The 17,817-nt window shown below is 53.8% G+C and carries 18 protein-coding genes; 11 read left to right on the top strand and 7 right to left on the bottom strand.

The window, feature by feature from the left end:
* Nucleotides 1-80 precede the first annotated feature (80 nt).
* Nucleotides 81-1,283 carry a class A beta-lactamase-related serine hydrolase gene (locus DCX48_13930; GenBank protein QXE15528.1) on the bottom strand — a complete coding sequence of 401 codons (1,203 nt, stop codon included), beginning with the start codon at nucleotides 1,281-1,283 and terminating at the stop codon, nucleotides 81-83.
* Between the two features lie 321 nt (nucleotides 1,284-1,604).
* On the opposite strand from DCX48_13930, the gene DCX48_13925 reads away from it, so the two are divergent.
* From DCX48_13925 to DCX48_13900, 6 genes are read left to right on the top strand one after another with little or no spacing between them, the layout of a single operon-like run.
* The gene (locus tag DCX48_13925) at nucleotides 1,605-3,242 is read left to right on the top strand and encodes a TIGR04028 family ABC transporter substrate-binding protein (GenBank protein QXE15527.1); all 1,638 of its coding nucleotides are present in this window, start codon (nucleotides 1,605-1,607) and stop codon (nucleotides 3,240-3,242) included.
* Between the two features lie 26 nt (nucleotides 3,243-3,268).
* Nucleotides 3,269-4,213 (top strand): ABC transporter permease, encoded by a 945-nt coding sequence (locus DCX48_13920; GenBank protein ID QXE15526.1) that lies wholly within the window; start codon nucleotides 3,269-3,271, stop codon nucleotides 4,211-4,213.
* Nucleotides 4,210-5,070, top strand: a complete 861-nt coding sequence (locus DCX48_13915; protein QXE15525.1) for an ABC transporter permease — start codon at nucleotides 4,210-4,212, stop codon at nucleotides 5,068-5,070. The genes DCX48_13920 and DCX48_13915 overlap by 4 nt, the downstream gene beginning before the upstream one ends.
* Entirely contained in the window at nucleotides 5,067-6,764 is a 1,698-nt protein-coding gene (locus DCX48_13910; GenBank protein ID QXE15524.1) for an ABC transporter ATP-binding protein, read from the top strand. The genes DCX48_13915 and DCX48_13910 overlap by 4 nt, the downstream gene beginning before the upstream one ends.
* Before the next feature lies 1 nt (nucleotide 6,765).
* The gene (locus DCX48_13905) at nucleotides 6,766-7,800 is read left to right on the top strand and encodes a putative FMN-dependent luciferase-like monooxygenase (protein ID QXE15523.1); all 1,035 of its coding nucleotides are present in this window, start codon (nucleotides 6,766-6,768) and stop codon (nucleotides 7,798-7,800) included.
* The gene (locus DCX48_13900; protein ID QXE15522.1) at nucleotides 7,797-8,933 is read left to right on the top strand and encodes an alkylhydroperoxidase domain protein; all 1,137 of its coding nucleotides are present in this window, start codon (nucleotides 7,797-7,799) and stop codon (nucleotides 8,931-8,933) included. Before DCX48_13905 ends, DCX48_13900 begins: the two co-directional genes overlap by 4 nt.
* 56 nt (nucleotides 8,934-8,989) lie before the next feature.
* Here DCX48_13900 and DCX48_13895 read toward each other — a convergent pair whose 3' ends face one another.
* Complete coding sequence (locus DCX48_13895; GenBank protein ID QXE15521.1) at nucleotides 8,990-9,499, bottom strand: phenolic acid decarboxylase; 510 nt, start codon at nucleotides 9,497-9,499, stop codon at nucleotides 8,990-8,992.
* A gap of 102 nt (nucleotides 9,500-9,601) precedes the next feature.
* Between DCX48_13895 and DCX48_13890 the strand changes: the two genes are divergently transcribed.
* The gene (locus DCX48_13890; protein ID QXE15520.1) at nucleotides 9,602-10,474 is read left to right on the top strand and encodes a LysR family transcriptional regulator; all 873 of its coding nucleotides are present in this window, start codon (nucleotides 9,602-9,604) and stop codon (nucleotides 10,472-10,474) included.
* A 46-nt stretch (nucleotides 10,475-10,520) separates the two neighbouring features.
* On the opposite strand, the gene DCX48_13885 is transcribed toward DCX48_13890, so the two are convergent.
* Nucleotides 10,521-11,144 (bottom strand): LysE family translocator, encoded by a 624-nt coding sequence (locus DCX48_13885; GenBank protein ID QXE15519.1) that lies wholly within the window; start codon nucleotides 11,142-11,144, stop codon nucleotides 10,521-10,523.
* Nucleotides 11,145-11,364: 220 nt separating this feature from the next.
* Between DCX48_13885 and dsbG the strand changes: the two genes are divergently transcribed.
* Complete coding sequence (gene dsbG / locus DCX48_13880) at nucleotides 11,365-12,120, top strand: thiol:disulfide interchange protein DsbG (GenBank protein ID QXE15518.1); 756 nt, start codon at nucleotides 11,365-11,367, stop codon at nucleotides 12,118-12,120.
* Between the two features lie 34 nt (nucleotides 12,121-12,154).
* Here the strand turns inward: dsbG and DCX48_13875 are convergent, their stop codons facing one another.
* Nucleotides 12,155-13,060, bottom strand: a complete 906-nt coding sequence (locus DCX48_13875; protein QXE15517.1) for a siderophore-interacting protein — start codon at nucleotides 13,058-13,060, stop codon at nucleotides 12,155-12,157.
* Nucleotides 13,061-13,315: 255 nt separating this feature from the next.
* Here DCX48_13875 and DCX48_13870 point away from each other — a divergent pair, with 255 nt between their 5' ends.
* Both DCX48_13870 and DCX48_13865 read left to right on the top strand, forming a co-directional pair.
* Nucleotides 13,316-13,567 (top strand): type II toxin-antitoxin system Phd/YefM family antitoxin, encoded by a 252-nt coding sequence (locus tag DCX48_13870; protein ID QXE15516.1) that lies wholly within the window; start codon nucleotides 13,316-13,318, stop codon nucleotides 13,565-13,567.
* Nucleotides 13,564-13,851 (top strand): type II toxin-antitoxin system RelE/ParE family toxin, encoded by a 288-nt coding sequence (locus tag DCX48_13865; GenBank protein ID QXE15515.1) that lies wholly within the window; start codon nucleotides 13,564-13,566, stop codon nucleotides 13,849-13,851. Before DCX48_13870 ends, DCX48_13865 begins: the two co-directional genes overlap by 4 nt.
* Nucleotides 13,852-13,954: 103 nt before the next feature.
* On the opposite strand, the gene gorA is transcribed toward DCX48_13865, so the two are convergent.
* Both gorA and DCX48_13855 read right to left on the bottom strand, forming a co-directional pair.
* Nucleotides 13,955-15,307, bottom strand: a complete 1,353-nt coding sequence (gene gorA, locus DCX48_13860; GenBank protein QXE15514.1) for a glutathione-disulfide reductase — start codon at nucleotides 15,305-15,307, stop codon at nucleotides 13,955-13,957.
* A gap of 128 nt (nucleotides 15,308-15,435) precedes the next feature.
* Nucleotides 15,436-16,278 (bottom strand): 23S rRNA (adenine(2030)-N(6))-methyltransferase RlmJ, encoded by an 843-nt coding sequence (locus DCX48_13855; GenBank protein QXE15513.1) that lies wholly within the window; start codon nucleotides 16,276-16,278, stop codon nucleotides 15,436-15,438.
* A gap of 315 nt (nucleotides 16,279-16,593) precedes the next feature.
* On the opposite strand from DCX48_13855, the gene DCX48_13850 reads away from it, so the two are divergent.
* Entirely contained in the window at nucleotides 16,594-16,887 is a 294-nt protein-coding gene (locus DCX48_13850; protein QXE15512.1) for a DUF2623 domain-containing protein, read from the top strand.
* A gap of 10 nt (nucleotides 16,888-16,897) precedes the next feature.
* Here DCX48_13850 and DCX48_13845 read toward each other — a convergent pair whose 3' ends face one another.
* Nucleotides 16,898-17,719 (bottom strand): energy transducer TonB, encoded by an 822-nt coding sequence (locus DCX48_13845; GenBank protein ID QXE15511.1) that lies wholly within the window; start codon nucleotides 17,717-17,719, stop codon nucleotides 16,898-16,900.
* Between the last annotated feature and the right edge of the window lie 98 nt (nucleotides 17,720-17,817).

The raw sequence follows: 17,817 nt of genomic DNA, 5'->3' as shown, positions 1-17,817 counted from the left end.
GCGTTTGCTTTCAAAACGCCCTTCACGCTCCAGCAACGATGTCTACTACGTGGCTGGAGCGTGCGGGCGGAGGTGATTGTTTAAGCTTTGCACACACCTTGATAATGCATTGCCTGACCAATACGCGAGATAAGGGTATGCCCGAGGTTATTGTCCCAATTGAAGCTGTTTTGCAGTACAACTACGGCAATGCGATTGTGACGATCTAACCCGATGTAACTTGAATAACCACCAATGTATCCCACCTGATAGGTAATGTGTTGTGTGCCTACCTCATCGGTGATCCAAGCAATATTGGCAGCCTGTTTCGTGCGGTTGTAATATGTCTTCATCGAATCGTTTATGGCTTCGTCCAGCGCGTAATAACCTGTCGGATAAATATGTGCGCGGGCAAATTTCAACAGATCGTTGGCGCTGGTGTACAAACTGGCAGCACCTACCATATTGGAAGAAAAGTGCCAGTCAGGTATCGGCTTACCACGCATAATAAATTTGGGTTGATCGCCAGCATGGCCAATCGCTCGATAGGGAAAGCGCGTTAATTTCTGTGGGGTAAAACTGGTGTTTTCCAGTCTTAGAGGCTCGATAATGGTTTCATTCACCAACTGATCAATGGATTCCCCCGTTTTCAACTGTAAGACATACCCCAGAATGGCATAGCCAAGATTCGAATACATCGGCGTTGGATTGGGCGGCACCGTAAAATCAGCCAGATAATCCAATACCCGATCGTCATCCAATAGCGTATAGAAATTATTTCCGGTAAATAGATACTCGGCAAAAAGCCCCAGCATCTGCATATCCATCATCTGACGAGGTAAGCCCGAAGTGTGGGTAACCAGCTGTAGTAACGTGATCTTTTTTACGCTCTCGCTTAAGAGAACCTGACCAGGCAGGAGTTCTTCGAGCGTATTATCCCAGCGCAGTATCCCTCGTTTCACCAGAATACCCGTGGTTTCCGCCATAAATCCTTTGCTCACCGACCCAACGGCAAACAGGGTATCTCCCGTAATAGGATAACGGTGATGACTATCTGTAAAACCATATCCCCAACTACGCCTATTTCCGTCAGCAGTTAATACCCCGACGACAAGACCTGGTATCGCTTTTTGTTTAAGAAAAGGAACGGCCAGACGATCGACCTCAGCGGTTAAGTCTTGATAGCAGGCAAGCCGCAACACATCAGCATCAGATTCATCAATAGACATATTTGATAATGCACTACAGCCTGAGAGCATCAATAATGTTGCCGTGCCCAGCACAAGTCGAAAGCATAAGTGCATAATAAAAATGTCTTAAATTGAATAGACGGACGTTAAATTTTTTCGATATTAAAAGGTCCGCTCAAAAAGCACTATCAATATATTTATCCCGCTTAAATATGCCCCAATACATCAACGTTATTCCCTTTCTTTCTACCTAAAAACTGGATAACCAATACCGGTATTGTTCTTTGCTGTTTCCTACCGCCTATGGAAGTATCGGCTGTAACAAGCGGTTAACGTTTCCTGCTTTATTCCCCCGCGTCAGGACGTAATCGCTCCACATATTCACCTGATATACCAATAACTTAATAAAAACCATCACATGTAGGGACAATTATCGTGGCAACTTTTTTGCATCCTCATCAGAAACTCACTCTTTTTGCCTCGCTGCTCCTTCTGGGCGGTGCGGTGAACGTACACGCTGCGAACGACGCACCGAAAATCGGCGGTACGCTGGTTTATCTGGAACAGCAACCACACACCAATCTCTATACGCCAGCGGGCGGTTTTTATCCGAACGGCGGCATTCTCAACCAGATTACCGATAAACTGACGTACCAGAACCCAGAAACGCTGGAGATCGAACCGTGGGTTGCAGAATCCTGGAGCATCAACGCGGACAACACCGAATACACGTTCAAGATCCGCCCTGGCGTCAGCTTCTCTGACGGCACTCCGCTGGATGCCAACGCGGTAGCGAAAAACGTCGATACCTATGGTTTAGGGAACACCGCGCTCAACCAGCCAGTTTCCGAAGTCATCAACAATTACCTGCGCAGTGAAGTTATCGATCCGTTGACGGTGAAATTTTATTTCAAGAAGCCTTCGCCGGGTTTCTTGCAAGGCACTTCGGCGATCGGTTCTGGTTTAGTTTCTCTCAGTACGCTTGAGCGCAATTTCAATCAGTTAGGCAATGCCAAAAATATTATTGGCTCCGGCCCGTTCGTGGTGAGCAGCGAGAAGCTGGGACGCGAACTGAAGCTGACTGCACGTAAGGATTACGACTGGGCTCCGGTTAAGTCAAAGCATCAGGGACGCGCCTATCTGGACGGTATTACCTATCTGGTCACCCCGGAAGACAGCGTGCGTATCGGCGCGTTGGTTTCTGGTCAGGCTGACTTCATTCGTCAGATCCAAGCCTATGATGAAAAGCGGGTGCAAAGTCAGGGCTTCAACCTGTATGCGCCGCCTACGCGCGGCGTCAATAACAGCGTGGTTTTCCGCCCGGATAACCCGCTGGTGGCCGATATCCGCGTACGTAAGGCGCTGCTGCACGCCACCAACACCAAAGAGATCATTGATACGCTGCTCTCTGACAACTACCCACAGGCCACGTCACCGCTGGCCAAAACCGCCGCAGGCTATGTCGATCTCTCCAGCAAGCTGACGTTCGATCCCGTTCAGGCCAACAAACTGTTAGATGAAGCAGGCTGGAAAACCGGTCCCCAAGGATTACGTCAGAAAGACGGCAAAACGCTGGAACTGACCGCCTATGAATCTCTGCCGCAGCCGCAGAACAAAGAAACCCTGCAACTGGTTTCTCAACAGTGGGCAAAAGTCGGCGTGAAGCTGAATGTGTTAGCGGGCGATGCAGGCAGTAAAACCGTGGATAGCCTCGACCCGCTGAAAACCGGCGTGGCACCCGCGATGGTCGGCCGCGCCGACCCAGATGTGCTGAAAAGCCAGTATTACCCGACGGTACGTAACGTCCTGCTGCAAAAAGGTGGTTCCAGCGACAAGGTGAAGGACTTTGTTGACCCGCATCTGAATACGCTGCTGGATGGCATCGCCGCAGAAACTGACCGCAGCAAGCGGCTGACGCTGGTGGGAGAAGTGCAGGGCTACCTGATCGATCAGGCCTACGTCATTCCCATTTTTGAAGAACCGCAGGTATTTGCGGGCGCCCCCACCACAAAAGGCATCGCGTTTGAAGCCGTAGGTCGCCCCAGCTTTTACAACACCTGGCTAGATAAGTAACACAGAAGAAGAGGGAGGAGATCATCATGAACCGCTATCTGGCACTGCGCATCGGTCAGGCACTGCTCGTGCTGTGGGCGGCATTCACCCTGTCTTTTATCCTGCTTCAGGCGATGCCGGGTGATGCCGTACTGATCAAGTTTCAAAACCCAGAGCTCGGCCTAAGCGCCGAGCAGATCGCGCAGTTGCGTTTGTCCTACGGTGCTGATACGCCAGTACTCACGCAATATTTCCATGCAATAGCGCAGATACTGCGTGGCGATCTTGGCCTGTCTATTCAGGCTGGCGTGCCAGTCAGCGAGCTTATCGCCGCGAATCTGCCACCCACATTACTGCTCTCCGTGCTGGGTTTCATCGCCGCCGGGCTATTGGCGTTCGCTCTTGCATTCTTATCGACGCTAACGCCGTTTCAGTGGCTGCGAACCGCACTGCAATCGCTGCCGTCGCTGTTTATTTCCGTGCCAACATTCTGGCTGGGCATCGTGCTGATTCAGATCTTCTCTTTCCGTCTGGGCCTGATTCCGGTGATTAACCCCGGAGAATGGGAAGGACTGATTTTGCCCGTTCTCACACTGGCGCTACCAATCTCCGCCCCGTTGGCTCAGGTGCTAATGCGCAGCATCGATCAGGTGCAAACCCAGCCGTTTGTCGCCGTCGCCCGCGCGAAAGGTGCCAGTCGCAGCGGTGTGCTCTGGCGGCATATCGCCCGTAACGCCATGCTGCCCACGCTGACCATCGCCGGTTTACTGTTGGGCGAACTGATTGCGGGCGCGCTGATTACGGAAACCGTGTTTGGCCGTAACGGGCTCGGACAGTTAACGCAGGAAGCCGTGAACTATCAGGACAGCAGCGTGTTACAGGCCATCGTGCTGATTTCCGCCGCCGCCTTTGTTGTCGTCAATCTGGCCGTCGACCTGCTTTATCCCCTTCTCGATCCGCGCCTGAAAAGAACGCCAGGAGCCACGCTATGACTACCATTCCACTGGAAAAAATCACCTTTCCTCTTCTGCGCAAGCGGCTGTTTATACGTCGCTATGCCTTTCAGCCGGGGCTGCTGCTGGCCTGGCTTGTCATACTGACTGTCGCGCTTTGGGCCCTGTTTCCCGGTTGGTTTACCAGCTATAACCCGACGGAAGGCATCGCAGGCGCACAACGGCTGGCACCCGACGCAGCATACTGGCTCGGCACCGATCAGTTAGGGCGCGATCTCTATGCGCGTATCGTTTACGGCGCGGTGCATTCGCTGTCCGGCGCATTTATCGCCGTCGGGCTAGGTTTGGTGCTCGGCAGCCTGTTCGGTCTCTTGGCTGGTGCGATTGGCGGCTGGTTGGATAGCGTCGTCATGCGCAGCATCGATGTCTTATTGGCAATCCCCGGCCTGCTGCTGGCGTTGAGCGTCATCATTCTGCTGGGTTTCGGCACGGTCAACGCCGCGATTGCTGTGGGCGTCACCTCCGTTGCCAGCTTTACCCGATTGGTGCGTTCAGAGGTATTGCGCGTGCGCCACAGCGACTATGTCGAAGCCGCCTATGGCAGCGGCGGCACCTTTTTCAGCGTGCTGTGGCGGCACATTTTGCCAAATTCATTAACTACCGTTTTCGCCTTCGCTGCCCTGCAATTCGGCAGCGCGATTCTGGCTATCTCCACGCTCAGCTTCCTCGGCTACGGCGCACCGCCGCCCACGCCAGAATGGGGGCTGCTCATCGCCGAAGGCCGCAACTACATCGCAACCGCGTGGTGGCTAACCACCTTCCCTGGCTTGATTGTCGTACTCGTGGTGCTGTCCGCTAACCGCATCAGCCAGTCGATAAGGAGTAAAGAACGATGAGCCTGTCAGCTAGCTTACAAACCAGCGCGGCGGTGCCCGTACTGGCTCTGGAGAATGTCACGATTGCCTACCGTAGCGACGATCGCGAGCAGACCGTCGTGGAAGGTGTCTCTTTTCATATTCAGCCCGGCGAAGTCGTGGCGCTGGTAGGGGAATCCGGTTCAGGCAAGACGACCACCGCACAGGCCGTCATCGGTTTGCTGGCCGAGAATGGTAGGCTCACGCGCGGTGCTATTCGGCTAAACGGCGTAGATATCAGCGGCTGGTCGCAGAAACGCTTGGACAGCGTGCGCGGTGCGCAGATCAGTCTGATCCCTCAGGATCCCACCAGTTCCCTGAATCCAGTGCAGACCATCGGCGAACAGGTGGACGAAATTCTGCGTATTCATCAGCGGGAAGATCGCCAGACGACCCGCCAGAAAACACTGGCGCTACTGGAGCGCGTTGGCCTGAATCAGCCCGAATTACGGGCGAAGCAGTATCCGCACGAACTCTCCGGCGGTATGAAACAGCGCGTGTTGATTGCCATTGCGATTGCGCTGAAACCCGCACTGATTATTGCCGATGAGCCCACCAGCGCACTGGATGTCACGGTGCAGAAACGTATTCTCGATCTGCTTGATGAGTTACGGCGTGAGAATGGTACAGCGGTGCTGTTCGTCACCCACGATCTGGGCGTGGCGGCCGAGCGTGCCGATCGTCTGCTGGTCTTTCAGAACGGCTACATTCAGGAACAAGGCCCAACGCTTGACGTGCTCAGCGCGCCTTTAAGTCACTATGCCCGCACGCTGCTGGCGAACGTCCCATCGCTAAACCCGACGCCACGTCCACCGCGCAGCCATGCATCCGATATTATTGTCTCAGTTGAAAATCTGGTGCAGACCTTTCCTCTGTCGGGCCGTAAAGGCGAGCATTTTCGCGCGGTGGATGACGTCTCTTTCAGCGTGGCACGCGGCACAACGCACGCGATTGTCGGCGAATCTGGCTCCGGTAAAACCACCACGGCACGCAGCTTGCTCGGGTTTCATCATCCCAGCGCCGGACGCATTCTGATCGACGGCACGGACATCACTCATCTGAAAGGTGAAGCGCTGCGCCAGTTCCGGCAGAAAATTCAGCTGGTGTATCAAAACCCCTTTGGCTCGCTCGATCCCTCTCAGCGGTTGTACGACATCGTCGAGGAACCACTACGCAATTTTAATCGCCATTCCTCCGGGCAGCGGGAGCGAAAAATTCATGAGATGTTCGAACGCGTCGCTCTGCCCGTAGCGCTGCTATCACGCAAGCCGCGTGAGTTATCCGGCGGCCAGCGCCAACGCGTCGCCATCGCTCGGGCGCTGGTGCTGGAACCGCAGGTGTTGGTGTTGGACGAAGCCGTTTCTGCACTGGATGTCACCGTGCAGGCGCAGATTCTCCGTTTGCTGACTGAGCTACAGGAGTCTCTGGGGCTGACGTACGTGTTCATCTCGCACGATTTGGCGGTGGTACGCCAGATCGCCGATACCGTTTCCGTGTTGTACCACGGCAAGCAGCTTGAATCCGGCCCAGTGGAGCACATCTTCGCTCAGCCTGGGCATCGCTACACCCGTGAACTCATCGAGGCTATCCCTGGGCAGCAACACCCGGCTTTTGCCCGTTCACACCAACCCCCAATTCATACTGAATCCACATTCGCACTAAACCAAGGACTGTAAAATGGCAACGAAACGTCTGGGATTTTTCACACGGTTGCTGGATGACGTTTCCGCCCAGCAGCTCTATCGGCTGGCGACGGAACAGATCGTCAAAGCAGAACAGTTAGGATTCGATAGCGCCTGGGTCGCACAGCACCACTTTCACGCTGATGAAGGTGGGTTACCGTCACCACTGGTGTTTCTGGCGCTGGTCGCGGCACGCACTCAACGCATTCAACTCGGCACTGGCGTAATTACGCTGCCAATGGAAGAACCGCTGCGCGTGGCGGAAGACACCGCCGTGCTCGATTTACTCAGCAACGGCAGGCTGGAAGTCGGCGTGGGTTCCGGCGGCACGCCGTCCTCATTTGCCGCGTTCGGTCACGACAGCGCACAGCGCGGGCAGATCCTCGGGCGCTATCTGGAGAAGCTGCGCGCCGCATGGCGGGGAGACGCATTGAGCGAAGACGGCAATCGCCTATATCCTGCTGCCCCACATTTAGATAAGCGCGTCTGGCAGGCCACATTTTCCATTGAGGGTGCTGAACGAGCGGGAAAAGCGGGCGATGGCCTGATGCTTTCCCGTACCCAGCCACGCCCAGAACATTTCCCAGATGCCACGCTTGCTGACTTGCAAAACCCGATGATCGACGCCTATCTGGCTGCGCTGCCCGCTGGCGTCGCACCGCGTATCCTCAGCTCGCGTAGCGTCTTCGTGGCTGACGATCGTCAACTGGCGCTAAGTCTGGCGGAGAAAGGGCTTAATCGTTCTGCCGCCCGCTCCGGTACGTTCCGCGCGATCCCTCACGACTCGATAGAAGCACTGATCGCCTCCTTCGACAGCCATGTCGGCACCGCACAGGATGTCACCGCGTCGCTTAAGACGGACAGCTCACTAGAACGGGCGACGGATGTAACATTCCAGGTGCATTCCATCGATCCGCCACATGCGCTGATCCTTCGTTCACTTGAGCTGATTGCTACTCAGGTCGCACCCGCTTTGGGCTGGAAGCCCGCAGTCAAACAGAAAAGCCCACTCGGGCAGGAGATTGCATGACGCACGCTAACACTTTGCACACCCATGACGTATTGGATGCGCTGGCCGAAATCGGCCCGGATTCTGCCCTCGCCGCAGCCAGAAAAACTCGTGAAGCGGCAACTCGCCACACCCAGGGCAGCTACGATGCGCTGTTTAACGCCACAGTACATGACAACGCGACATTACCGTTATCGCTGCGCTTCTGGTTTGCGACAAAAATCAGTGGCTGGCAGCAGGATGAGCAACTACAGCATTTTTATACCGAGCGGCTGGCGGACTTCCCAGAACCCGTGCTGACACCCGCGCTACAGTTGGCGCTAGATCACGCTGAACGCCTGACGAAAACGCCCGTGCAAGCCGCACCATCACACGTCAACGCGCTGGAGCAGGCGGGCTGGTCGGTAGACGATATCGTGACGCTCTCGCAGCTCATCGCATTTGTGAATTTTCAAAGCCGCCTGCTGCGCGGCTATCGCCTGATTGCGGGTCATCGTGTTAGCCAGCCTCATTCGCAGGCTGCTGTCGCAGGCCAGTGGCATAATACCCAATCGCAGACGCACAGCGGCAAGTCCGCACCGCAGGCATTCACTCAGGCGGAACTGGATTGGGAACCGTGGATTGCCCCCAAACCGCTGGCAGAATTCAATACCGACGAGCAGGCGATTCTGGCGCGCTTCGGCCACACCGATTCCGACTATTTCCGTCTCTTAGGACGTAACTTGCCGGTACTGGAACAGCGCACGCTGACGGATAAAGGGATTTTTTATACCTCTGGCGGCCTGCCGCGCAAAGAACGCGAACTCATCGCCGCCGTCACCAGCAAGGTCAACGGCTGCATCTATTGCGCCTCGGTGCATGCCCGTAAAGCCAGCCAGCTATCCAAGCAGGACAGCGACGTGCAACGGCTACTGGATGTCGTTCCCGGTGGCGATTTGAGTATCGGCCAAAGCCCACGCTGGCAGGCGATTATCGATTTTTCGGCACGCCTTTCTGCCACGCCCGCGCAGGTCAACGCAAACGACGTGAAACAGCTGCAAGAACAGGGATTGGATATGCTGGAAATTGTCGATGTGGTGCAGTCGGCCGCCTTCTTCTCATGGGCCAACCGACTGATGCTCACGCTGGGCGAACCGTTCTGGCCGGAGAGTTAATCAGCGTGGTGCGATAGAAAATCAGGCGGCACAACATTCGTGACGCCTGTTGCTGCTTATTTTTTCAGGCAAGCAGGGAAATCCGCAGGCAATTCGCTGGCAGGGCAGTTGATGACATCGTTGTTGTTTTCCCCACAGTCGCGGATGAACGTAATGGTGGCGAACTCATCAATCACTTCAGTAGGGTACGCAGGACCCGCGTCGCGATACGCTTCCATCTCAGCAATATGCTCGTTCTGGAAACACACCGTTTTTTCTGGGTTGTTGATGACCCAACGCGGGAAGAAGATGGTGCCGTGGAAGACCTTATCGGCAATATTCGCAATCAGGCTGACATCCGTTCCCGTTGGTTCTGTCCATGAAATTTTATACACCTCGCGAGCGACCTGCACGATATACACCTGCTGATCCTTCACCCAACGGTTACCCACAATGCCACTGTGAATACGGTAGTCTATAGTGTTGGCATTTTTGACATACAGCTCGTAATTCCAGCCATTATCGTAGGTATATATCAGATGTTTCCCTACAAAGTGACTCAGGTCGTGTTGGTTAAATGCAGGCATGATAGTTCTCCTTAAATGTGTAAATTCACTCTATAGCTTTCCTAATTCGATAAATAACGCTATTTTTCAGGGAAAATCATTCAATATTTAGATATATCAAAGATGCAAGCAAAGACGACGTTGGAACAATGGGAAATACTTCAGGCAGTTATTGATTTGGGCGGCTATACGCAGGCGGCCAATGTGCTTCATCGCAGCCAGTCTTCGGTCAGCTACCAGCTTTCGCTGCTGCAAGAGCGTCTGGGCATTGAGCTACTCACGATACACGGACGTAAAGCTGAGCTGACACCAGAGGGAGAAAACCTGCTGGCACAGGCGCGGTCCGTAATACGTTCGTTTCATGCGTTGGAAGCCCGCGCTCACTCATTGAAAATGGGTGAGCAGGCTAGCATCAATCTGGTGGTTGACAGCACCTTCCCCAAAGATCGCCTATTCCACTTGCTCAGCACCTTTCAGAAACAGCACCCGGCTACGCGTATCCACCTGACTGAGGTGCTGCGTAATGAAACGTCGGCGCAGTTGAAGGCGCGAGATGCGGATATTTATATCATTACGCAGCGTGAGATCGACGGCTGTGCTGGGCGCTGGCTGATGAACGTTGATTTTGTCGCTGTCGCACACAGCCATCACCCGCTTTTTTCACTACCAACGCCATTAAGCCATGAGGCACTGTCTCGCTACCCTTGCGTAGAGATTGTGATGCGAACGCCGCCACATTCGCAGCCGGCGTCTGCCGAGAGCTGGACATTTACGACGTTTGAAGCGGCAACGCAGGCCGTTTTGCATCAGGTCGGTTACGGCTGGCTGCCGGAAGCGCGGATTTCAGAGCACATTACGCGGGGCGAATTACACATATTGCCGTTACAGCAAGGGGAAAGGCGCACCACCCCGCTCTATCTGTTAGCCGAAGAGAAAGGGCAGCCGCTCGGCAAAGAAATCATAATGCTCATCGAGCTACTGTTCGGCAGATTATGATGGGTGGGCAATACTCTTATTGATAATATCAGTATTGATATTGGATCTACCGCCGCGAGAACGCCAGACGTGCGGCGAACGCTAAAAAGACCACGCCTGTTGTTCGATCCATCCATTTAACCACCGAGCCGCGACGCAAAAAACGCGACAGCGGGCGCGTTGCGGCAATCAGCGTGGACGACCACAGCGTGCCAATAAAGACATGAATAAGAACAAGCAGGTAGGTCCATAGCACGACCGAATGACCAGCGGGGATAAACTGCGGCAGGAATGAAACATAGAACACGCCGATTTTCGGGTTTAATACGTTGCCCAACATGCCGCGGAGAAACCAGTTTTGATGCTTCGGCGCAGTTTGTGACGCCGCCATCACCAGTTCGGTTCTGGGTTTCAGGATCATTTGCAGACCCAGCCAGCAAAGATAAGCCGCACCGCACCATTTCAGGATGTTATAGGCCAGCTCCGACGCGGCAATCAACGTTCCCAAACCAAACGCCACCATCGCGCCCCAAATCAGGCAGCCGACGTTAATTCCAAACGCGGCATGAAAAGCTTTCTTACTGCCTTCAACGGTAGCAGTGCGTAAAATCAGCGCGGTATCCAAACCCGGCGTTAAGGTCAGCAGCGTCGCGGCAAACGTAAAAGCAATCAGCGATTCGGTCAACGTCACGGTAATTCATTACTCCAACAGGGGAAAACCACAAAACGCATCATTCTTTACGTAATATACGGCAGAGACTGACCCTACCCAACCACTCTCTTCAGCCAGATCGTATAACGACAGGTCACAGTATGGTCCTGGTTCAGGAAGCGTAAATAAGCTCCCTCGATCGGTTACCTTCCGCTACGCTATCCGGCAGGCAATGATTCACGATACAGGCTCAAACACCATGATAAAACGCGTCTCCCTCACACTCACCTTATTGACGCTTTCCGCGTCTTCGCTAGCGCAAGATGCTCTGCCAGATGCGGTGAAGAGCATCGAAAAACAGGGTATTACGATCATTAAGCCGTTCACTGCGCCCGGTGGCATGCAAGGCTGGCTGGGCAGCTATCAGGGCGTAGGGGTGACCATCTACTTAACCCCTGACGGTAAGCATGCCATTTCGGGATATATGTATGATGAACACGGTAACAACCTCAGCGAAGCGCTGATTCAGCAGGAAGTCTATGTTCCCGCCGGTCGGGAGATGTGGCAGAAATTACAGCAAGCGCCATTTATCACCGAAGGGGCAAAGGATGCGCCGCGTAAAATCATCGTCTTTGCCGACCCGTTCTGCCCGTACTGCAAACAGTTCTGGCAGCAGGCACAGCCGTGGGTGAAAGCAGGAAAAGTACAGTTGCAAACGCTGTTGGTCGGCGTCATCAAACCGGAAAGCGGGCGTTATGCCGCGGCGATTCTTGCCGCCAGCGATCCGGCCAAAGCCTGGCATGAGTATGAGCTATCAAACGGCAAAACTGTGCCCCCGTTCCCTGAAAGCGCTTCACGCGACATCTGGAATAACATTCAGCTTAATCAGCGGCTGATGGATGAACTGGGTGCGAACGTTACGCCAGCCATCTATTACCTGAACGATAAAGATGAACTACAGCAGGTGGTCGGGCTGCCGGATGAACAGCAATTAGCAGAGATGATGGGGAAATAGACGCAGGAGGGAATACCCCTCCTGACGTTTTCTATTAGCGATGTGACCAGTAAGCCATAAAGTTGATCGTCTCTTTATCGAGGTGACGTTCGTCGAGCAGATAGCGGCGTAGTCGTTTGATGGCCGATGATTCTCCCGCCACCCAAGCATAGAACGGACGGTGCGCCGTTGCGCGCTCCCACAGTAGCTCGTCTTCGGGCGTCTCCTGTGCAATATCATCACGGTTGATACAGGCGCTAGCGGGGATTTTCACGTCTTGTTGCACCGCATACAGCAGGCGTTCTCCCCATATTGTGCTGCCGGTTTCCTCACGCGGTAGCCAGTGAATCTGCGCAAAAGGGAAGTCACTAGGCGTCACGCAGTCCGCCGCTTTTGGCACTTCAAAAAAGGCCTGCACCGACGGCGGAGAAGGCTGGGTAGCCAGTTGTTCAAGAATTCCCATTGCTGCTGGCAGCGCTGTTTCATCCGCAATCAGCAGCACCTGCTCAACGCCATCATGCGGTGCCCACTCATAGCCACCGCTGGCGCCATCGGCTTCCGCGTTGGGCGCGACGATCTGTAGGGCATCGCCCGGCTTAGCATGACCCGCCCAGCTTGAGGCTGGCCCAGTATCACCGTGCAGCACAAAATCGATCGTTGCCTGCTGTAAGTCACGAGAAACAGAACGCAGCGTATAAGTTCGCAGAATGGGACGGCGCTCACGCGGCAGTGCCAGATAGTCCTGATACCAAGTGTCGCTCACGGTCATCGGCGTCAATTCGCCGCTTTCACTGGCGAACAGCAGTTTGATGCGCTGATCCGGCGCATCCAGTTTCATCTGGCGCACTTCCGGGCCAGTAAATACACAGCGCGCTAATGAAGGCGAGAGCAGCGTCTTACTCTCTAAACGTAAATTGAACAACCGATAGGCTGAAGACGTTGTGCGGTTAGCTAAAGACATAGTGATAAAGCCGTATGTTTTGTAAGGAAAAATAAGCCAGCGGGATCAAACCCATTCACCGCAACTTACCATAAAAAAAACACTAACGATAATCATTATCACCATTAAGGTGAATGCCGTGATAAAAGCAGCGTTTTCTTCATCACGTGGGAAGGAAGCCATGCGGAACAGGCATAAAAAACCATCAAAAGACTTGTTAACAGGTCTTTTATTGCTTAGTTTAAAGACCTATTAACCGGTCATTAAAGGTCTGTCATGCCGAATATTATATTGAGTGATACCAGTGCCAGCGTCAGTGAACTGAAAAAGAACCCGATGGCAACAGTCAACGCTGGCGATGGCCTACCTGTCGCTATTCTGAACCGCAACCAGCCTGCGTTTTATTGCATTCCTGCGGATCTCTACGAAAAAATGCTGGATGCGCTGGACGACCAGGAACTGGTTAAATTGATCGGTGAACGAAAAAACCAGCCGCTGGTTGACGTGGATTTGGATAGTTTCCTATGAGCTATAGCGTCAAATTCAGGGAAGATGCGCTGAAAGAATGGCTAAAACTCGATAAAACCATCCAACAGCAATTTGCCAAAAAGCTAAAAAAATGCTGCGAAAACCCTCATATTCCTTCGGCAAAGTTACGGGGGATAAAGGATTGCTACAAAATAAAGCTCCGGGCGTCAGGCTTTCGCTTAGTGTATGAAGTCATTGACGACGTATTGATTATAGCTGTGGTAGCAGTAGGCAAGCGTGAACGTAGCGGCGTTTATCATCTGGCAAGTGAGCGAATGAGATAATCACGTTAGGCTGAGCATAAAAAAATGCCGGCTAAATAGTTCACTATTCAACCAGCATATTTTCGTCTTCCAGAAAAGCTATTAGACCCGCTTCCCTACACCATTACCGCATCGTCACAAACTCTTCCGAGGCAGTCGGGTGGATGGCGACAGTGTTGTCGAAGTCTTTTTTGGTAGCGCCCATTTTGACGGCGACCGCGAAGCCTTGCAGCATTTCATCCATACCAAAGCCGATACCGTGGATGCCGACGATTTTTTCTTCTTTACCCACGCAGACCAGCTTCATACGACACGGCTGACGGTGCTGCGTCACGGCGGTGTACATCGCGGTGAAGGCGGATTTATACACTTTCACCTGATCGTCGCCGTACTGTTCACGCGCCTGCGGTTCGGTCAGCCCGACTGTGCCAATCGGCGGGTGACTGAAGACGACGGTTGGGATATTACTGTAGTCCAGATGTTCGTCCGGCTTGTTGTTAAACAAACGCTCGGATAAACGACGCCCCGCCGCAACAGCAACCGGCGTTAGTTCGACGGCACCTGTGTTATCGCCGACAGCATAAATGCCAGAAACGGTGGTGTTCTGGAATTTATCGACATTGATGTAGCCTTTGTCGTTCAGCCCCACGCCAGTGACACTCAGGTTCAGGTTATCCGTCGCCGGTTCACGACCAATCGCCCAAATCAGGCAATCGACGGTTTGTGACTGGCCGTTTTCCAGTTCTAGCGTCAGGCTACCATCGGCATTCTTCACAATCGCTTTCGGGATCGATTCGGTATGCAGCGTCGGCCCTTCAGTGTTCATCACTTCCACCAGCGTATCGACAATCAGCGGATCAAAGCTACGCAGCGGTGCGTGTTTCCGCACAAACAGATGGGTTTCAGAGCCCAGCCCGTTCAGCACGCCAGCAATCTCCACAGCGATATAGCCAGCCCCGACGATAGCGGTACGCTTCGGCAGCGCATCCAGCTCAAAGAAGCCGTCGGAATCAATGCCGTATTCTGCACCGGGAATGTTAGGGTGAACCGGACGACCACCCGTGGCAATCAGGATGTGGTCAGCCGTAATTTTCTCGCCGTTCACTTCCACCGTGTGCGCATCGACAAAGCGGGCAAAGCCGTGGATAACATCAACCTTATTCTTACCCAGCACGTTATCGTAGGACTGGTGGATACGATCGATGTAGGCGCTACGATTCTTGACCAGCGTGCCCCAGTTAAACTGGTTCACCGTGGTATCGAACCCGTAATCTGGGCCGTACTGATGGATCGCTTCGGCGATCTGCGCTGCATGCCACATCACTTTCTTCGGCACACAGCCGACGTTGACGCAGGTGCCGCCCAGATATTTCGCTTCGATCAACGCACATTTTTGTCCATACATCGCCGCGCGGTTGATAGACGCGATACCGCCGCTGCCGCCGCCAATAGCAAGATAGTCATAGTGTTTGGTCATCAGTGTATCCATGCTTAAGTGAATAAAATTTGCCTAGAGTGTAACGCCAGAGCCACATGTCCAATAAAGGTTATGCCTATGGTTGCAATAGGAAAAACCGACCGCATCGCCCACCGTGCTCACACGCATTACTCCGGTACGATTTGTTCCACCAGCGTATGTCCAGTGCCTTCCGGTACCAGCACGCTATGCAGCCACGGCAGTACGTCCTTCATCTGCGCCGCCAGCTTCCACGGCGGGTTAATCACAATCATGCCCGACGCCGTCATACCGTAGCGATCGCTGTCCGGCAGTACCGCCAGCTCAATTTGCAAAATGTTGCGAATACCCGAGGCTTGCAACTCTTTCAGCATGCGTTTGATATGCTGACGCAGCACAACCGGATACCACAGTGCAAATACGCCAGTGCCAAAGCGCTTATGCCCCTCCTTAATGCCTTTGACTACGTCCTGATAGTCCGTCTTCAGCTCATAAGGTGGGTCAATCAGCACAAATCCCCGACGAGAAAGCGGCGGAAGCTGAGCTTTCAACTGCTGGTAACCATCGTCACGCAGCACTTTGGTACGCGCATCTTTCTGAAACTCATTGCGCAGTAGCGGGAAATCGCTGGGGTGCAGCTCGGTCAGGTGGAGTTTGTCGTACTCACGCAGTAGCTGGCGCGCAATCAGCGGAGAACCAGGGTAATAGCGCAGTTGTCCGTTGTGATTATAGGTACGCACCGCCTGCATGTAAGGTTCGAGTTCAGCCGGAATATCGTCACGCTGCCAGATCTTCGCGATGCCATCCAGATACTCCCCTGTGCGCTCGGCGTGCGGGCCGCTAAGCTGATAACGTCCAGCACCCGCGTGGGTATCCAGATACAGGAAAGGTTTTTCTTTCTCTTTCAGGGCAGTGATGATCAGGCTCTGAACAGTGTGTTTCAGCACGTCGGCGTGATTGCCGGCATGGAAACTGTGGCGGTAACTTAGCATGCTTGCTTTCCGGTGAAGTTTTTATAAATAACGTCGATTAACCGACAGTATAACCGTCTGCGGCGGAAAATATCCCTTCAATACCGAAACAACGCCCCACCCTGCGAACCGCCGCGCAAACTGGCAATTTTTATCGTCTGAAATCAGCAAATTGTGAAACATGGCCGTTTTTCATTCGATTGAAAGCTACCGATATTCAGGCTGAGGAAGTACGTGCATGCGCGACGGATTCAGGAATATTTTTCAACAGATCTGGTGAGTGACAAATAAGCGTTATATCATTTAATATATAACGATAATTCACGGAGCATTATAGTGGGAAACCATTTTGAGCGAGGCGTCCTCGCGGGGCTGAGATCTGCCAACCCAAAATCCACCAACGACATTAACCCTTACTGCTACGATTATCGGCGCGGCTATATCTGTGGCTATGCTCACCATCTGGCGGAAACCAAAGGCGACCGCCAGCAGGCCGCCTTCGAGGCTGGGTTGTTATCGCGCCGCTACGGGCTGGAACGGGAGAGAGTCGCAGAGTTCTTTACCGAACAAGGCAACCCTTACGCGATTCGGTTTTTTTATGCTGGCTATGATGCACACACGCCGCGCTAGTTGATACCAGTTAGCGACGTGCTTCGCGTAAATCGAAGCTAATCGGGACCGTGATGGTGAGTTGCGCGTTATCGCCAATCACTTCTGCTGGCGGAGCCGGAAGCGGCTGAGCACGCTTCGGCAAGGCGACAGACTCCGTATCCAATGGTGCCACACCGCTGCTGCTGACCAACGAAACAGCCAGTACATTTCCGGTTCGATCTAACGTCACACGAATCTGGGCGACACCCTGTAATCGCTGCCGTGCGGCCTGAGCCGGATAGCGTTTATGGCGGCTCAGATGTGCCAACAGTTTGCTACTCCAGTCCGCCACGCCTTTACGCATCTGCGCGGCATCGCTGTTATACGGCGCAGCGACGTGCTGACTGTTGCCCGGCAGCGGTGCGCTGGTGACGGGTGCTGGCGGTTTTTCCGATGGCGCGATCGCTTCCTGCGGCGTCGTCTCCTGCACCGGTTTTTCCATTTTTTTCTGCACTTTTTTCTGCGACTGCGGTTTTTCCTTTTGCGCCGTCGTAATCACCGGCTTTGGTGCAGGCGCGAGCGGCGGCACGTCTTGCATTATTTTTTCCGGTTGAGCCGCAGATTCTTGCGGCGTGGACAGCGTTTGCTGCGGGCCAACAGGCGCATCCTGAGGGCTGGATGTGGATTGCACGCTATCCGCGACCATTAACATCATGGCGGGCGGCGGCGCTTCAATTGAGGAATCGAGCGCATGGTAGCTCATCCAGACAATCACCCCCGCGTGTAGCGCCAAGGCCAGCAGCGAGCCACTTCCCCAACGTACTGTCGTTGCGGGCTGAATCGTATTGAATTTCAGCGTCTGTGTGGCCATTAGCACACCGCCTCTCGCCGCAGAGACAGAAGCAGCATTCTCAATGTATGAGGTTCCGAGGACATCATCATGCGTTCTTCATCACATCGTTAGGTATA

The organism is Pectobacterium atrosepticum (genome assembly GCA_019056595.1).
Lineage (GTDB): Bacteria > Pseudomonadota > Gammaproteobacteria > Enterobacterales > Enterobacteriaceae > Pectobacterium > Pectobacterium atrosepticum.
Note: the sequence above shows the minus strand (reverse complement) of the source record. Positions and strands in the feature narration are given on the sequence as shown.